The organism is Thiohalobacter sp., assembly GCF_027000115.1.
Classification (GTDB): Bacteria; Pseudomonadota; Gammaproteobacteria; order Thiohalobacterales; family Thiohalobacteraceae; genus JALTON01.
Genome location: NZ_JALTON010000036.1, coordinates 1 through 14,946, shown reverse-complemented (window position 1 = coordinate 14,946; position 14,946 = coordinate 1). Strand labels below are relative to the sequence as shown.

16 protein-coding genes are annotated in these 14,946 nt (G+C 67.5%); 11 read left to right on the top strand and 5 right to left on the bottom strand.

The window, feature by feature from the left end; genetic code table 11:
- Both MVF76_RS05455 and MVF76_RS05450 read left to right on the top strand, forming a co-directional pair.
- Window positions 1-756, top strand: a 756-nt coding sequence (locus MVF76_RS05455) for an SDH family Clp fold serine proteinase (RefSeq protein WP_297527786.1), incomplete at its 5' end; no start/stop codon positions are given.
- A 31-nt stretch (window positions 757-787) separates the two neighbouring features.
- A complete protein-coding gene (locus tag MVF76_RS05450; RefSeq protein WP_317622936.1) occupies window positions 788-1,279 on the top strand; it encodes a phosphate-starvation-inducible PsiE family protein in 492 nt (163 codons plus the stop codon).
- Between the two features lie 65 nt (window positions 1,280-1,344).
- Here the strand turns inward: MVF76_RS05450 and MVF76_RS05445 are convergent, their stop codons facing one another.
- On the bottom strand, window positions 1,345-2,379 hold the full coding sequence (locus MVF76_RS05445; protein ID WP_297527784.1) for a class 1 fructose-bisphosphatase: 1,035 nt from the start codon (window positions 2,377-2,379) through the stop codon (window positions 1,345-1,347).
- 115 nt (window positions 2,380-2,494) lie between these two features.
- Here MVF76_RS05445 and MVF76_RS05440 point away from each other — a divergent pair, with 115 nt between their 5' ends.
- On the top strand, window positions 2,495-3,130 hold the full coding sequence (locus MVF76_RS05440; protein ID WP_297527783.1) for a hypothetical protein: 636 nt from the start codon (window positions 2,495-2,497) through the stop codon (window positions 3,128-3,130).
- Between the two features lie 4 nt (window positions 3,131-3,134).
- On the opposite strand, the gene MVF76_RS05435 is transcribed toward MVF76_RS05440, so the two are convergent.
- Window positions 3,135-3,599, bottom strand: coding sequence for an Rsd/AlgQ family anti-sigma factor (locus MVF76_RS05435; RefSeq protein WP_297527782.1), 465 nt, complete (start codon window positions 3,597-3,599; stop codon window positions 3,135-3,137).
- A 244-nt stretch (window positions 3,600-3,843) separates the two neighbouring features.
- Between MVF76_RS05435 and MVF76_RS05430 the strand changes: the two genes are divergently transcribed.
- The 6 genes from MVF76_RS05430 to MVF76_RS05405 all read left to right on the top strand — a co-directional run bounded on the left by MVF76_RS05430 (window position 3,844) and on the right by MVF76_RS05405 (window position 9,862).
- The gene (locus MVF76_RS05430) at window positions 3,844-5,226 is read left to right on the top strand and encodes an HDOD domain-containing protein (protein ID WP_297527781.1); all 1,383 of its coding nucleotides are present in this window, start codon (window positions 3,844-3,846) and stop codon (window positions 5,224-5,226) included.
- 246 nt (window positions 5,227-5,472) lie between these two features.
- On the top strand, window positions 5,473-5,931 hold the full coding sequence (locus tag MVF76_RS05425) for an Rrf2 family transcriptional regulator (RefSeq protein ID WP_297527780.1): 459 nt from the start codon (window positions 5,473-5,475) through the stop codon (window positions 5,929-5,931).
- Window positions 5,932-6,095: 164 nt separating this feature from the next.
- Window positions 6,096-6,935 (top strand): RibD family protein, encoded by an 840-nt coding sequence (locus MVF76_RS05420; protein WP_297527779.1) that lies wholly within the window; start codon window positions 6,096-6,098, stop codon window positions 6,933-6,935.
- A 7-nt stretch (window positions 6,936-6,942) separates the two neighbouring features.
- Entirely contained in the window at window positions 6,943-7,464 is a 522-nt protein-coding gene (locus tag MVF76_RS05415; protein ID WP_297527778.1) for an NUDIX hydrolase, read from the top strand.
- Window positions 7,461-8,915 carry a sodium/proline symporter PutP gene (putP, locus tag MVF76_RS05410; RefSeq protein WP_297527777.1) on the top strand — a complete coding sequence of 485 codons (1,455 nt, stop codon included), beginning with the start codon at window positions 7,461-7,463 and terminating at the stop codon, window positions 8,913-8,915. The genes MVF76_RS05415 and putP overlap by 4 nt, the downstream gene beginning before the upstream one ends.
- Window positions 8,912-9,862 carry a D-2-hydroxyacid dehydrogenase gene (locus MVF76_RS05405; protein ID WP_297527776.1) on the top strand — a complete coding sequence of 317 codons (951 nt, stop codon included), beginning with the start codon at window positions 8,912-8,914 and terminating at the stop codon, window positions 9,860-9,862. The genes putP and MVF76_RS05405 overlap by 4 nt, the downstream gene beginning before the upstream one ends.
- A gap of 14 nt (window positions 9,863-9,876) precedes the next feature.
- Here the strand turns inward: MVF76_RS05405 and MVF76_RS05400 are convergent, their stop codons facing one another.
- The 3 genes from MVF76_RS05400 to MVF76_RS05390 form a co-directional block, all read right to left on the bottom strand.
- Window positions 9,877-10,821 (bottom strand): HPP family protein, encoded by a 945-nt coding sequence (locus tag MVF76_RS05400; protein WP_297527775.1) that lies wholly within the window; start codon window positions 10,819-10,821, stop codon window positions 9,877-9,879.
- 112 nt (window positions 10,822-10,933) lie between these two features.
- Window positions 10,934-11,626, bottom strand: coding sequence for a sensor histidine kinase (locus MVF76_RS05395; RefSeq protein WP_297527774.1), 693 nt, complete (start codon window positions 11,624-11,626; stop codon window positions 10,934-10,936).
- Entirely contained in the window at window positions 11,623-13,260 is a 1,638-nt protein-coding gene (locus MVF76_RS05390; RefSeq protein WP_297527773.1) for a tetratricopeptide repeat-containing response regulator, read from the bottom strand. Before MVF76_RS05390 ends, MVF76_RS05395 begins: the two co-directional genes overlap by 4 nt.
- Window positions 13,261-13,388: 128 nt before the next feature.
- Here MVF76_RS05390 and trmH point away from each other — a divergent pair, with 128 nt between their 5' ends.
- On the top strand, window positions 13,389-14,072 hold the full coding sequence (trmH, locus tag MVF76_RS05385) for a tRNA (guanosine(18)-2'-O)-methyltransferase TrmH (protein WP_297527772.1): 684 nt from the start codon (window positions 13,389-13,391) through the stop codon (window positions 14,070-14,072).
- Between the two features lie 106 nt (window positions 14,073-14,178).
- Window positions 14,179-14,706 (top strand): YhcB family protein, encoded by a 528-nt coding sequence (locus MVF76_RS05380; RefSeq protein ID WP_297527771.1) that lies wholly within the window; start codon window positions 14,179-14,181, stop codon window positions 14,704-14,706.
- The last annotated feature ends 240 nt before the right edge of the window (window positions 14,707-14,946 follow it).

Genomic DNA, 14,946 nt, shown 5'->3' with positions numbered 1-14,946 from the left:
CGGCTGCTGGAGTCCAGCCGCCAGCGCAAGATCTCCCAGATCGAGAAGCAGCGCAATTCGCGCGTGATCCTGATGGCGCACCGGCAGGAGACCATGCGCCTGCTCGGCTTTCCGCTGATGCGCTACATCGATGTGCAGGATTCCGAGGAGGTGCTGCGGGCGATCGACATGACCGACCCGGAACTGCCCATCGACCTCATCCTGCACACGCCCGGCGGGCTGGTACTGGCCTCGCTGCAGATCGCCCGCGCCATCAAGCAGCACCCGGGCAAGGTGACGGTGTTCGTGCCTCACTACGCCATGTCCGGCGGCACCCTGATCGCGCTGGCGGCGGACGAGATCGTGATGTCGCCGCACGCGGTACTGGGTCCGGTCGATCCGCAGCTCGGAGAATTCCCCGCCGCCTCGCTGCTGAACGTGGTGGACAAGAAGCCCGTCGAGGAAATCGACGACCGCACCCTGATCATGGCCGACGTCGCGGGCAAGGCCATGAAGCAGGTGCAGTCCGCAGTCGAGTCGCTGCTGGTACCGGCGATGGATGCCGAGCGCGCGAAGGAAACGGCGCGACTGATGTCCACCGGTACCTGGACCCATGACTACCCGATCACGGTGGAAACCGCGCGCGAGCTGGGACTGAACGTGAGCACCGACATGCTGCCGGAGGTGATGGAACTGATGACCCTGTATCCGCAGCCGGTGCGCGCCCAGGGCAGCGTGGAATACCGTCCCGTGCCGCGCCAGCGCGGCCGAAGCTGAATCTGGACACCGGGAGACCATCACCATGAATATCGAGGATCCTAAAGTCGACGAAACCCGGCGCTACTGGGGCGTGATGACCTTCTATGAACGCTTCGAGCAGACGGTGGCGCTGATCCTGGGCATCTGCATCGCCTTCATCATCGCCGGCGCCCTGCTGCAACTGGTGGTCAAGATCGGCTCGCTGGTGCTGTCCGGCTCGCTGGACCTGCTCGACCATGCCGCCTTCCAGACCCTGTTCGGCATGATCATGACGCTGCTGATCGCGATGGAGTTCAAGCACTCCATCATTCGCGTGGCGATGCGCCGCGACAACATCATCCAGGTACGCACCGTGATTCTGATCGCGCTGCTGGCGCTGTCGCGCAAGTTCATCATCCTCGATGCCGCCACCCTGACCGCCGGCAAGATTGCCGCCCTCTCGGGCGCGGTGGTGGCGCTGGGCATCGTCTACTGGATCATCCGCGACCGCGAACAACGCGACGAGGCAGCGGCAACTCCGAGCATCGGCGAGCGTCCCTGAAAGAAAAAACGGGCCGCACCCGAAGGATGCGGCCCGTTGTCATCACGCGCACCGGCGTCGGTGGCTCAGGCGACGTCCTTCCGGCCGTCGCTTTCCCTGTGATAGGCCACCACGCGCTCGACCTCGTTCTTCGAGCCGAGGATCACCGGCACCCGCTGGTGCAGGCCCTCGGGCCTGATCTCGAGAATGCGCTCGCGCCCCGTGCTGCAGGCGCCGCCGGCCTGCTCGACGATGAAGCCCATGGGATTGGCCTCGTACATCAGCCGCAGCTTGCCGGTCTGCCCCCGGGCCTTGATCTTCTCGTCGATCGGGTACATGAAGATGCCGCCACGGGTCAGAATGCGATGCACCTCGGCCACCATGGAGGCGACCCAGCGCATGTTGAAGTCCTCGCCGCGCGGACCTTCCTTGCCCTGGACGCATTCCTCGACATAGCGCTTGACCGGGGCCTCCCAGTGGCGCTGGTTGGACATGTTGATGGCGAACTCGCGGGTATCGGCGGGAATGCTCATGTCCGGATGGGTGAGGATGAACTCGCCGATGGAACGGTCCAGGGTGAAGCCGTTGACGCCGTGACCGGAGGTCAGCACCAGCATGGTGGCCGGACCATAGACGGCATAGCCGGCGCAGACCTGCTCGGTGCCGGGCTGAAGGAAGTCCTCGACGCTCGGGTTCTCGCAGCCTTCGGGGGCGCGCAGGATGGAAAAGATGGTACCCACCGAGACGTTGACGTCGATGTTGGAGGAACCGTCCAGCGGATCGAACAGGATGAGGTACTTGCCGCGCGGATACTGGTCGGGGATGGGCAGCGGGTCGTCCATTTCCTCGGAGGCCATGCCGGCCAGGTGACCGGTCCACTCCAGCGAGTTGACCATGACATCATTGGAAATGATGTCGAGCTTCTTCTGCGTCTCGCCCTGCACGTTCTCGGATTCGGCCGAGCCGAGAATGCCGATCAGGCCGCCGCGGTTGACCGCGCAGGCGATCTTCTTGCAGGCGGTGACGATGTCGTTGAGCAGCGAGGTGAAGTCGCCGGTGGCGTCCGGGATGCGTCGCTGTTCCTCGATGATGAACTGGGTTAACGTGGTGCCGTGGTCCATGGGTAAAGCCTCGGTTGCAGATGGATTTCGCGCTCTTGTTCAAGAGCGCCGGGCAAATTCAATGGGTTACGAATATTATCAGAATATTCGAATACATTAAACCTTGGAGGCAGCCATGATCCTGCAGGGGCCTTCGGGGCTGGCCGCCATTGCCACGGCCTGGGCGCTCTACGGTGCCCTGCATTCCCTGCTGGCCAGCCGGGCGATCAAGGCCGGGGTGCGTCGTCATCTGCCCGGCCTGTGGGCCCGTTACCGTCTGCTGTACAACCTGTTTGCCACCCTTGCCCTGATTCCGCCGCTGTGGCTGACCTTCACCTGGGAGGGACCCTGGCTGTGGCGCTGGACCGGGGCCTGGGGCTGGCTGGCCAACGGCCTGGCGGCGCTGGCGCTGATCGGTTTCTGGATCGCCAGCAAGGCGTACGACATGCCGACATTCCTGGGACTGCGCCCGGAACCCGAGCAGCCCCGGCTCGGGCTGTCGCCGCTGCACCGCTACGTGCGTCATCCCTGGTACAGCCTGGGGCTGGTGATCCTGTGGACACGCGACATGCACGCCGGATTGCTGGTTACGGCGCTGGTACTGACGCTGTATCTGCTGCTGGGGAGCCGGCTGGAGGAACGCCGGCTGGAGGCGGAACTGGGCAGGGCCTATGCCGACTATCGCCGCCGGGTGCCGGGACTGTTGCCCTGGCCGGGTCGGGTGCTGCCGCGCGCGGATTACGACCGCCTGCGCGGGAGCAGGCGCGGCTGACCCCTCAGGGCTTGCCCTGCCGCTGCTCGAAGGCGGCGATCACCTGGTCCTCCAGCGAAATACGGTCGGCGAGGATCTCGCCCAGGCGGGAGAGGTCGTCGGCCAGCTTTTCCACCCGGCCGTCATCGAGGTGGGAGACGTCATAGCGGTCGTTGAAATCGAGGATGGCATCGGTACTGGCGGCGATCTGCGGATAGACCTGCTCGGCGATGGCGCGGACCGCCTGGCGTCGTTCCTTGCCGTCCGCGATGTAGCGATAGAGCTGAAAGTGCGCCGCCGCGGCATAGTCGATCAGGGCCTGACAGAAGCGTTTCAGCTCCGTCTCGGTGCGGTCCTCGGCGGTATAGGGCCGGATGCCGGCCAGGCTGGAGTAGCGAACCAGGGTTTCGGTCCGGGAGGCGACCAGGGCGGCCAATCGTTCCCGGGCCCGTGCGCGGCGGTCGGTGCCGCTGAGTTCCTCGACTGACATGCGGATACGCCCCCTCTGCGTCACGTTCCGTCCGGCCAGTATACCAACAAAATTCTGACGCTTGCGCTCCAACTGTCAGGGAATGCAACAGGCGGCGCACGGCGCAGGGCGTGCCCCACCCGTCACCACCGACGCACCCTTTTGATTTCACAACGCTTATTCGGGATCCACCGCGCGACAGACGGTTCTGGCCCTGATCTTGCTGGGCCGGGAGAACCCGACCGCAGCGACGGAGGCGGCAAACATGATCCCGAGTTCCATCCAGCGCCATCTGGACGACCACGGCGCCCTCTGGCACGAGATCCGTCACCTGCGCACCGAGAGCCTGGCCCAGGCCGCCGAAGCGGCCGCCGTACCCGGCAACCGCCTGGTCCGCGCAGTGGTGCTGGCCGATGCCAGAGGCCTGGTAATGGCCATCCTCGGCCATGACCGGCTGCTCGACTTTTCCAGCCTGTGTCAGCGGCTGGGCCGCGACCTGGAACCGATTCCCGCCGCGCGCACCTATACCATCTTTCATGACTGTGAGCCGAACTGCTGTCCGCCCTTCCCCGCCGCCTACGGCCTGGAAGCGGTGGTGGACCGCAGCCTGCTGGACCAGCCCCAACTCTTCCTCGAACCGGGCAGCCACGACACGCTGCTGGCCATGGATCCCGCGGAATTCCTGCGCCTGAACCCGGGCACACGAGCCGCTGACATCGGCGTGCCGCTGGACACCCTGCAGCAGTCCGACCCGGAACGCGAACTTGGCCGGCAGATCGAGCGCCTGACGCCGGCGCGCGTCCGGCGCACCCTCGAATCCTTCCACGACCTGCCCCCGCTGCCGGCGACCGCAGCGCAGATTCTGGAGCTTTCCCGCAATCCGAACGCCGGCGCCCTGGAACTGGCCCGGGTGATCGAACAGGACGCACCGCTGGCAGCCCGGGTGATGCGCTATGCCAACTCGCCCCTGTACGGCTTTCCTCGCCAGATCCGGGACGTCAAGAGCGCGATCGCCCGCGTGCTGGGTTTCGACTTCGTGATGAACCTGGCGCTCGGCATCGCGGTGGGACACACCCTGCGTATCCCGGCAGACGGACCACTGGGCCTGAATGCCTTCTGGCGCCACTCCGTCTACTGCGCAACGCTGGCCGAACGGCTGGCGCGGGCAATGCCCAGCGATCTCGCGGTACGTCGCGGCACGGCCTATCTCGCCGGGCTGCTGCACAACATCGGCATTCTGCTGCTGGGCGAGGCCTTCCAGGCCGAGTTCTTCCTGCTGAATCGCTATCTGCTGGCCAACCCGCATCTGGATCTGCCGCAACTGGAACAGCATGCGCTCGGTGTCAGTCATGCCCAGGTCGGCGGCTGGCTGATGACGGCCTGGGGACTTCCAGGGGAACTGCGGGCCGCTGCCTGCCACCACCACGACCCCGACTTCTGGGGCGATCACGCCCTGTATGCCCAGCTGGTACTGATCGCCAACCGGGCACTCGCCGCGGAAGGCATCGGCATCGACGACCGGGAGGCCATCCCGGGCTTCAGTCTGGAAATGCTGGGGCTCAGTGCCCGCCGGGTAGGGGCGATCACCGCCGAGCTGGTTGCCGAAGAGGCCCCCGAACTCGACGACCTCGCCCGTCAGGTGGCCTGAAGGGCAATCCGGGAACCCTGTCCAGCCCTCTTCGTTAAAAAGTGCTCCCCACCTTACTCCATTGTATTCATGGGGTTTTCTGCCCCCGAACCGCGGGCCGGGGAAAACGGGGCGCAAAAACGGACATCTGTATTCTTGACTGTTGCGGTCAAGAACCCTAGGATTCCTGACCATGCCAGTCGGAAATTAGCCGGCACATGGCACCCGACACCCCCGATTGGGATACAGCGTAAAGAGGTAACGACCATGAAACTTTCAACCAAGGGACGCTACGCCGTCACCGCCATGCTGGAACTGGCCCTGCGCCACAAGCAGGGTCCGGTCACCCTGGCGGACATTTCCGCCGAGCAGTCCATCTCCGTTTCCTACCTGGAACAGCTGTTCGCGCAGCTGCGCAAGCACGGGCTGGTGACCGGGCTGCGCGGACCGGGCGGCGGTTACTGCCTGCGCCGGCCGCCGAGCGAGATCAGCATCGCCGACGTGCTGCGTGCCGTCGACGAGTCCATCGAACGCAGCGCCACCGCGCCCGACCCCGCGGCCATCCCCGAGGAGCGGCCGGATTCGCTGCGTGCCTGGGACCAGCTCAGTCACCGCATCTTCAATTATCTCGACGGCATCAGCCTCGCCGAGGCCGTGGCCGGGCAGCGCAGCGGCGACAGCGGTTCCGGCGACAAGCCCTTCGGACTCGCGCGCAGCGCAGCCTGAACCTGAAGGAGAATCGCCATCCCCTGAAACGGGCCGGGAAGATTCCCGGCCCGTTTTTTTTGAAGGCGGGATGACGGCCTACCACCCGCTTCCGCCTTGGTGCAATATGCGGGCTGGCGCAGCGGGCATGCGGCGCATGAGCGACCGATGAACGATCCTTGTCCATGAGCAAGACCCTGTTGAAACTCTTTCCGGAAGCGGGTGAACGCCCGCTGGAAGGCACCTATCTCGGCGAGGATCTGCCGCCGGCCGCGCAGTCAGCGGGGCGACCCTTCGTCTATGCCAACTTCGTCTCCAGCCTGGACGGCCGCATCGGCATCGCCCGCCCGCATCGCGAAACCCATGCCGTGCCCGAGGCCATTGCCAACCCGCGGGACTGGCGCCTGTACCAGGAACTGGGGGCGCGTGCGGACATCCTCGTCACCAGTGCCCGCTACTATCGCCAGTTTGCCCGCGGCGAGGCCCAGGACACGCTGCCGGTGGGCGCCGACGAGGCCTTTGCCGACCTGCGCGCCTGGCGCATCGACCAGGGGCTCGAGCCCCAGCCGGATGTCGCCATCATCAGCGCCAGCCTCGACATCCCCGCCGACGCCATCGCGGCCTACCGCGAACGCAGGCTGCATCTGTTCACGGGGCCGGATGCGGACCCGGCTCGGGTCGCCGCGCTGGAGGCACTGGGCGTGTCGGTGCATTTCGCCGGCGAGGGACGCAACGTTTCCGGAGATACCATGGTGCGCCGCCTCGGCGAGCTGGGCTACCGCAGCGCCTATGCCATCGCCGGCTCCTCGGTGTTCCACACCCTGGTACGGGACGGCGCGCTGGACCGGCTGTATCTGACGCTTGCCCATCGCCTGCTCGGCGGCGAGGACTTCGATACCCTGACCTGGGGCTCGGAACTGGTGCCACCGCAGTCACTGGTGCTGCGCAGCCTGTACTACGACGCGCATGCGCCGGAAGGTTGCGGCCAATTGCTCGCGGCCTACGATTGCGTGCCCCGCGGGTAGCGAGGCGATGGCACCGCCGGAACGCAAGACCCTGCATCACGGCCGCCTGGTCGACCTCGGCATCGAGCCGGTCACCCTGCCCAACGGCGAACGGCTGGAACTCGAAGTCGTCCGCCATCCGGGCGGCGCCGCAGTGGTGACGCTGGATGCCAACGGCCGCGTCTGCCTGTTGCGCCAGTATCGCCATGCCGGCGGCGGCTGGCTGTGGGAGCTGCCGGCCGGCAAGCTGGAGGCCCGCGAGGCACCGGCGCAGACCGCCGCCCGGGAACTGGCCGAAGAGGCGGGCGTCACCGCGCGCGACTGGACCCCGCTGGGCGACTGCCTGACCACGCCCGGCTTCTGTGACGAGGTGATCCACCTCTACCTCGCCCGCGACCTTGCGTCCACCGCCACCCGCCACGAGGCCCACGAGGCCATCGAGGTACACTGGATCGATTTCGGGCTGGCGCTGGCCTGGGCGGCGGACGGCACCCTGCGCGACGCCAAGACCCTGATCGGCCTGTGGCGGGCACGGGAGGTCTTGCGATGATCGAGGCAGGCACCGCCGTTCACCTGGTGTTCGTGGCCTACATTCTCGCCATGCTGGCACTGGGCTGGGTGGCCTGGCGCCGTACCCGCGACCTCTCCGACTACCTGCTCGGCGGCCGCCGCCTCGGACGCTGGGTCACCGCCCTGAGCGCCGAGGCCTCGGACATGAGCGGCTGGCTCATGCTGGGCCTGCCCGGCTACGCCTATGCCGCCGGACTGGAGGCGGGCTGGATCGCGCTCGGCCTGCTGGTCGGTACCTGGCTGAACTGGCGCTTGATGGCAGAACCCCTGCGCCGGGTGTCGGAGGCGCTCGATGACGCCCTCACCCTGCCAGATTTCCTTGCCCATCGCTTCCATCGCCATGCCACCGCCCTGCGCCTGATCGCGGCCGGCTTCATTCTTGTCTTCTTCACCTTCTATACCAGCTCGGGGCTGGTCGCCGGCGGCCGGCTGTTCGAGACGGTGTTCGGCTGGGACTACCGCATCGCGGTGTTCACGGCGGCTGCGGCGGTCGCCGCCTACACCCTGTTCGGCGGCTTCCTTGCCGTGTCCTGGACCGACGTGGTGCAGGGCCTGCTGATGGGCGCGGCGCTGCTGGTGGTGCCGGTGGCGGCGCTGGATGCCGGAGGCGGACTGGAAGCGTCCCGGGCCGCCATGGCGGCGGTCGATCCCGCCCTGCTCGACCCCTGGACCGACCGCAACGGCCAGCCGCTCGGTTTCATCGCCCTCGCGTCGCTGCTCGCCTGGGGGCTGGGCTACTTCGGCCAGCCCCACATCCTGGCGCGCTTCATGGCCATCCGCGATCCGCGCGAGATCGGACCGGCCCGACGCATCGCCGTCGGCTGGGTGGCGCTGACCCTCTGCGGCGCGCTCTGTGTCGGCTGGGCCGCCATCGGCTACCTGCAACCCCCGCTCGATGGCGCCGACACCGAGCGCGTATTCATGCACCTGGTCGGGGCCCTGTTCCATCCCCTGATCGCCGGCATCCTGCTCGCCGCCATCCTCGCTGCCATCATGAGCACCGCCGACTCCCAGTTGCTGGTCGCCGCGGCGGCGGTCAGCAACGACACCTATCGACTGGGCCTGCGGCCCGATGCGCCCGCCACCGAGCTGGTCTGGGTCGGGCGACTGGCGGTGCTGGTGATCGCGGCAGTGGCGGCCTGGATGGCGCTCACGCCCGGCAGCCGGGTACTGGAACTGGTGGGCCATGCCTGGGCCGGCTTCGGCGCAACCTTCGGGCCGGTGCTGCTGCTGGCACTCTACTGGCGCAGCCTTACCGGCAGCGGCGCCCTTGCCGGCATGCTCGTCGGCGGGGTCACGGTCATCGTCTGGTCCCGTCTCGAAGGCGGCTGGTTCGACCTGTACGAACTCCTGCCCGGTTTCCTGTTCGCGGCCACGGCCGCGGTACTGGTCAGCCGGCTCGATGCAATGCGCGGACCGGAAACCGCATGAGCTGGGGACGGCTGCATCATGGCGTGATGCTGGATCTCGACTCCCTGCACCCCGCCGACCTCGACCTGGGACGACTGAAGGCAGCCTTGCCCCACTGGGACTGGCACCTGCACACGAAACCGGAACAGACCGCGGCACGCATCGGTGCCGCCGACGTGGTGGTGACCAACAAGGTGGTGCTGGACGCAGCCAGGCTGGATGCGGCGCCACGGCTGCGACTGATCTGCGTGGCCGCAACCGGCATGAACAACATCGACCTGGCTGCGGCCGAGGCGCGTGGCATCGCGGTACGCAACGTGCGCAACTATGCCTCGCAGTCGGTGGCCGAGCATGTGTTCGCGCTGATCCTGGCCCTGAAGCGGCGGCTCGCGGAACACCGGCAGGCGGCGCTGACGCGCTGGCCGGACCATCCTGATTTCTGCATCCTGGACCATCCGATGACCGAACTGGCCGGACGCCGGCTGGGTATCGTGGGTTACGGTGACCTGGGGCGTGCAGTTGCACGCATCGGCGAAGCCTTCGGCATGAAGGTGCTCAAGGCGCGGCGCCCCGGCGGCCGCGATGATCGCCCCGGCCGCCTGCCGCTGGATACCCTGCTCGAACGCTCCGACGTGGTCAGCCTGCACTGCCCGCTGACCGAGGCCACCCGCGGCCTGATCGGCCGCCGCGAACTCAGGCTGATGCAGCCGCATGCCCTGCTGATCAACACCGCTCGCGGCGGCATCGTCGACGAAGTGGCACTGGCGCAGGCATTGCGCGAGGGCGTGATCGCCGGGGCCGGCGTGGACGTGCTGTCGGAGGAGCCGCCGCCGCGGGACAACCCGCTGCTGGCGACAGACATCCCCAACCTGATCCTCACCCCGCATGTCGCCTGGGCCAGCCGCGAGGCACGCCAGCGGCTGGTGGATCAGGTCGCGGCCAACATCGAGGCCTTCGCCGCAACCTAACAGCTGACGATCGTTCAGGCCGGCGGCGTGTCCACCCGCTGCCAGGAATTCTCGTTGCGAACGACCTCGTAGCGCGCCCAGCGCGCGAACTCGCCCCGGGTGGTGGCGCCGGTGGTACGGCGGCCGGCGCCGGCGACGACCTTGTAGATCACAAGCGCGTCCCCGGCATCGGAATCCGCGGCATCCACCACCTGGCGCACCGACCAGTCGGCACCGAAGGCACCGTTGGAATAGAAGGCACCGACCCGGATCTGCGCCGGGTCCAGGTGTTCGCTGGCCCGGTGCTCGGCTGCATAGGTGAAGATGGTCTCGAGATCTTCCTCGGTGACGTCGATGTAGGACCCCAGCCGACGCAGGGCGTGGCCGATGTCCTCGCTGCGCAGCCGCGACTCGGCCGGCGCACCGGACATGCGCCGGTGCGGCGCCCAGGCCACGGGATAGCGGCGCCAGGTCAGCGGCAGGTTGAAGAGGATGGCGACCGACAGGATCACCAGCACGTCCAGGCCGACCGGGGTGAGCAGGTACTGGTAGCCGAGCTGGTGGATGGCGTCGCCGCCGACCACCGCCACCAGCGCGCTGGCGCCACCGGGTGGATGGATGCAGCGGGCGTAGTACATGGCGGTGATGGCACCGCCCACCGCGAGGGCCGCGGCCAGCGGCAGATAGGGCAGCCAGCGCGCGGCGGTCACACCGATGCAAGCGGAGATCAGATGGCCGCCGATGAGGTTCCAGGGCTGGGAGAACTTGCCGTGCGGCGCGGCGAACAGCAGCACCGCCGACGCGCCCATGGAAGCAACGATCAGCGGCAGGCCGCGGCCGCCGACCAGCTGGGCACTGACCACCAGGATGGCGAAAATGCCCAGCGCGCCGCCCAGCCCGGACAACAGTTTTTCGCGATGGCCGGCGGTCTCCTCCTCGATGCCGAGCCAGCCCAGAACCGAATCCGGAATCAGTTGCATTGCCTGTCCCCTGCCGACATGAAGGGGCCGCCCTGAGACGGCCCTGCATGCGATGAATAGACCGGTTGTCGATTGTAACCCTTGATCCGGGTCAATTCCGCGCGGGAGGGGCTCAGTCACCGTCCGGCAGGGCGATCTCGAAGCAGCTGCCGCCAAGTTCGGTGTCGTTGGCGAGACGGATGTGGCCGTGGCGCCCGTCGCGCTCGTGCAGACGTGCCACCACCCAGGAAAAGTACAGCCCCAGGCCGGTGGTGCCGCTGCCCGAATCGATACCGGCGGCATCCTTGATACGCTCGCACTGTTCCAGCATCCACTCGGGATAGCCCTCGCCGTCGTCCAGCACCCGGATCCGCAGATAGCCCTTTTCGCGTGCTGCCTCGATGCGCACCCGGCTGTGGGAATAGCGGGCCGCGTTGTTGATGGCATTCTCGATCACGCTGAACAGCAGCCCGCGATCGAAACGCCCCCAGAGGTCGGCGTCGCAATCGAGTTCGATGGCCAGCCCCTTGTTCGCGAGCAGCGCCTGATACTCGGCAACCAGTTCCTCCAGCAGTTCGCCGACCTCGTATTCGTCCATCTGCGGCGCATAGCGGTCCGCGCCCAGCTTGTACACGCCCAGCAGGCGCACCAGGTTGTTGTTGATGCGACGGATCTCGTATTTGAAGGTCGAGGCGCTGTCCTGTTCCTCCGCGCACAGGGCGCCACCGTCGAGACGATCGAGCAGCAGCACCAGCGAATTCTTGATGTCGTGAATGGTCAGTGCCAGCACGGCATCGAACTGGTCTCGGGCATCGGGTTCACTCATCTCCGGTCTCCCCGGCCGGCACACGGCCGTTGCGCAGGTCCTGGTACATGCGGGTGAGCTGCTTGTGGCGGTCGTCGGTCTTGCCGGCACGCGCCACCCGTTCCAGGTACTGGCGTGCCTTGTACAGCAGCGATTCGCTGACGCCCTCCTTCTGCATCATCTGGATGCATCACCTGGGCGGCATTGAGGTTGAAGGAGCGGTTGCTCGGCGCACCTTCCGCGGCCTCCTCGAACAGGGCCATGGCCGCGGCCAGGTCGCCTTGCTCGGCGAGTTCGATGCCGCGGGCATTGAGCGCGCGCATCTCCTCGGCCGAACCGTCGATCAGCTCGTCGACATCGAAACCGGCACCGGCCGCTTCCAGCAGCGCACGTGCCTTGTCCAGATACTCGGGCTCGTCGTGGTTGTTGCGCACCAGGGCGCCGAGCACGGTCCTGGCCAGACCTTCGTCGCCAAAGGCGAGCGCGGTGCGCGCCAGCTTGAGCGAGCGGGCCTCGCCGATTTCGCTGGCCCGGGTGCGGTAGAGCTGGCTGGCCTGCTGCAGCATCTGCGCTGCCTCCTCGTGCTTGCCCTGGGCCTCCAGCACCTCGGCCGAACTGGCCAGCACCTGCACCTGGTCGTCGGGCCGCTCGCGGAAGGCCTCGCGCGCCTTCTTCAGATTGGTCAGCGCCTTCTGGCTGCGTTTGGTCTGCATCAGGATATCAGTCAGCGAGGTGTATTCCTCGGCCTGCTTGAGCGCGGAATGCTCGCCCTCGCGGATGGCGGCGCGGAAGGCCCGCTCGGCGGTCTCCAGGTCCTCGTTGGTGAGCGCCACCCGCCCCAGTTCGCGCTGGCGACCGACCGACTTCGACGACAGGGCCAGCGCCTGGGCCAGGACTTCCTGCGCCCGCCGGCCATCGCCGGCCGCCAGCCGGGCGCGGGCTAGCCAGTCGTAGGCCTCGATGAAGTTGCGATTGTCGGCGAGCAGCTCCTCGAACAGGTTGGCCGCGCGCGCATGCTCGCCGAGGAAGTGGAAGGCCTTGGCCAGTCCGAAGCGGGCCCAGTGAAAACTGCGACGGTTGAGGATCTTCTCGTAGGTGGTGACCGCACGCGAGTAGTCGCCGACCCGCAGGTACAGCTCGCCCAGCAGTCGCGCGACCTCGGCCAGGTACTTGCCCTTCTCTGCCAGCCGCTGCTCGCACAGCTCGATGGCGGCGAGATATTCCTCGCGGCCGATGGCCTCCTGGATGTCGCGCAGGGCCTCCGCGCGCTCGGTGAGCTTCTTCAGCCGCAGCGCCAGCAGTTCCTTGGTGAAGGGCTTGGCGATGTAGTCGTCGGGCTGGTACTCGAGGGCACCGAGCACGAAGCGGGCAGAGGTTTCGGCAGTGATCATCACGAACACCGCCGCGGGCGGAATCAGGCCCATGTGGCGGCCTTCCTCCAGCACCTGCTGGCCGTCCTTGCCCTCGCCGAGGTTGTAGTCGCAGAGAATGATGTCGTAGGGCGTGCGCCGCAGGACCTTGATGGCCTCCTCGCCATTGGCGGCGAGATCCACCTGCTCCGCGCCCAGTTCCCGCAGCATGCGCCGGATCGACATGCGCATGCTGGGAAAGTCGTCGACTACCAGTATCCTGTCGCTGGCCAATTGCCGTCCCATGGCTCCCTGCTCCCTGCGGCCACCCGTCCGCGAGTGACGGCGCCCACTGGCAGGCAATCTTACCCAATGAAAGCGGAATTGCCAGCGTCATTTTGAAGACCGGCACGCACCCGGTACCATGCGCGGCCATGACCCCCGAACGCTTTCAGCGCATCAGCCGCACCCTGGACCGCCGCCAGCCCGATCTGACGGTCATCATGGAAGGGGTGCACAAGCCGCACAACCTGTCCGCCATCCAGCGCAGCTGCGACGCAGTGGGCGTGCTGGAGCTGCACGCGGTGGCGCCGGACCGGCCCTACCGGCCACGCAAGGGAGCGGCATCCGGCAGCGAGAAGTGGGTGGAGGTGCACAACCACGCCGATGCGCCCACGGCCATCGCCGGTCTGCAGCGGCGCGGCTTCCAGGTGCTGGCCGCCCATCTCTCCGACCGCGCGCAGGATTTCCGCAGCCCCGACTACACCCGCCCCACGGCCCTGCTGCTGGGCACGGAGAAGTACGGCGTCAGCGAGGCGGCGCTGGCCTGCGTGGATGGCGAGGTGACCATTCCCATGGTCGGCATGGTGGCTTCGCTGAACGTGTCCGTGGCAGCGGCGGTGCTGCTCTACGAGGCGCAGCGCCAGCGGCAGGTGGCCGGGCTGTACGATCGCTGCCGGCTGGATCCCGAGCGCTACCGGCGGCTGCTGTTCGAATGGGGCTACCCGCGGCTGGCGGCCCGTTACCGGGCACTGGGGCTGCCCTACCCCGCACTCGGCCCCGAGGGCGAGCTGCTGGAGCCGGTCCCGGACGCGGTGCGCCGGCGTCTGCGCGGCTGATCCCCCCGAGGCGAAAAAATTTGCAAGGCCTTGACCTGCATCCTCCCGCCGCGGGGGGATTCCGCCCTATACTGCCTCATCATTTCCATCTGCGCGGGGAACGACGATGTTCGAAGACAGCAACGCCTGGCTCTGGGGCCTGGGCATCATCCTGTTCGCATTCGGTATGGCGGCAGGCTTCCTGATCGGCTTCCTGTTCCTGCCGCGGGACAGCCAGCGCGTGCAGGCGCTGGAAAAGGAGCTGGCCGAGACCCGGGAGGCGCTGGAGGCCTATCGCGGTCGGGTCAACGAGCACTTCCAGCAGACCGCGGAGCTGTTCGAGGACATGACCGAGCGCTACCGCGCCGTCTACCGGCACCTGGCCACCAGCGCCGCCGAACTCTGTCCCGAAGCAGCCCCGGCGCTCAGCTTCGATGCGCCAGCACGGGAACGGCTGGTCGCCGACGCCGCCGAGACGCCGGCGCCCGAAGGCGAGACCGCCGAATCCGACGCGACCACCGGGACGGCGGCCGCGGGGGACGAGCCGCAGGCAACGGCCGGCGAGGAGGCGCTGGGCGACGCGCCGCACGTGCCGGAGGTCGAGCCCGCGACCCCCACGGGCGAGCCGGCCGCAGAGGACAAGCGCCTGCACTGAGTGTGCGCGCAGGGCGATCCGGCGGTTTCCGTTTGCCCACGGGCGGGGATGGCCACGGGATCCACTGAACCCACGGAAGTTCAGGTCGCACATTGCACCAGGCGCCGCGGATGATGGCAGATTTGCGCCCGGGCTAGCCCGCATATTGCACCAGGGGCTGCGGATGATGGCGGATTTGCAGCCGGGCTCGGGGAGGGCTGGAACGAAAGCCGTAGCCGTCGCTACGGCTTGAGTGAAGCA

Bases quoted from the DNA above. Each gene is read 5' to 3' on its own strand.
- MVF76_RS05445 (WP_297527784.1), bottom strand. From the start codon at position 2,379: ATGGACCACGGCACCACGTTAACCCAGTTCATCATCGAGGAACAGCGA.
- MVF76_RS05440 (WP_297527783.1), top strand. From the start codon at position 2,495: ATGATCCTGCAGGGGCCTTCGGGGCTGGCCGCCATTGCCACGGCCTGG.
- MVF76_RS05435 (WP_297527782.1), bottom strand. From the start codon at position 3,599: ATGTCAGTCGAGGAACTCAGCGGCACCGACCGCCGCGCACGGGCCCGG.
- MVF76_RS05430 (WP_297527781.1), top strand. From the start codon at position 3,844: ATGATCCCGAGTTCCATCCAGCGCCATCTGGACGACCACGGCGCCCTC.
- MVF76_RS05425 (WP_297527780.1), top strand. From the start codon at position 5,473: ATGAAACTTTCAACCAAGGGACGCTACGCCGTCACCGCCATGCTGGAA.
- MVF76_RS05420 (WP_297527779.1), top strand. From the start codon at position 6,096: ATGAGCAAGACCCTGTTGAAACTCTTTCCGGAAGCGGGTGAACGCCCG.
- MVF76_RS05415 (WP_297527778.1), top strand. From the start codon at position 6,943: ATGGCACCGCCGGAACGCAAGACCCTGCATCACGGCCGCCTGGTCGAC.
- putP (WP_297527777.1), top strand. From the start codon at position 7,461: ATGATCGAGGCAGGCACCGCCGTTCACCTGGTGTTCGTGGCCTACATT.
- MVF76_RS05405 (WP_297527776.1), top strand. From the start codon at position 8,912: ATGAGCTGGGGACGGCTGCATCATGGCGTGATGCTGGATCTCGACTCC.
- MVF76_RS05400 (WP_297527775.1), bottom strand. From the start codon at position 10,821: ATGCAACTGATTCCGGATTCGGTTCTGGGCTGGCTCGGCATCGAGGAG.
- MVF76_RS05395 (WP_297527774.1), bottom strand. From the start codon at position 11,626: ATGAGTGAACCCGATGCCCGAGACCAGTTCGATGCCGTGCTGGCACTG.
- MVF76_RS05390 (WP_297527773.1), bottom strand. From the start codon at position 13,260: ATGGGACGGCAATTGGCCAGCGACAGGATACTGGTAGTCGACGACTTT.
- trmH (WP_297527772.1), top strand. From the start codon at position 13,389: ATGACCCCCGAACGCTTTCAGCGCATCAGCCGCACCCTGGACCGCCGC.
- MVF76_RS05380 (WP_297527771.1), top strand. From the start codon at position 14,179: ATGTTCGAAGACAGCAACGCCTGGCTCTGGGGCCTGGGCATCATCCTG.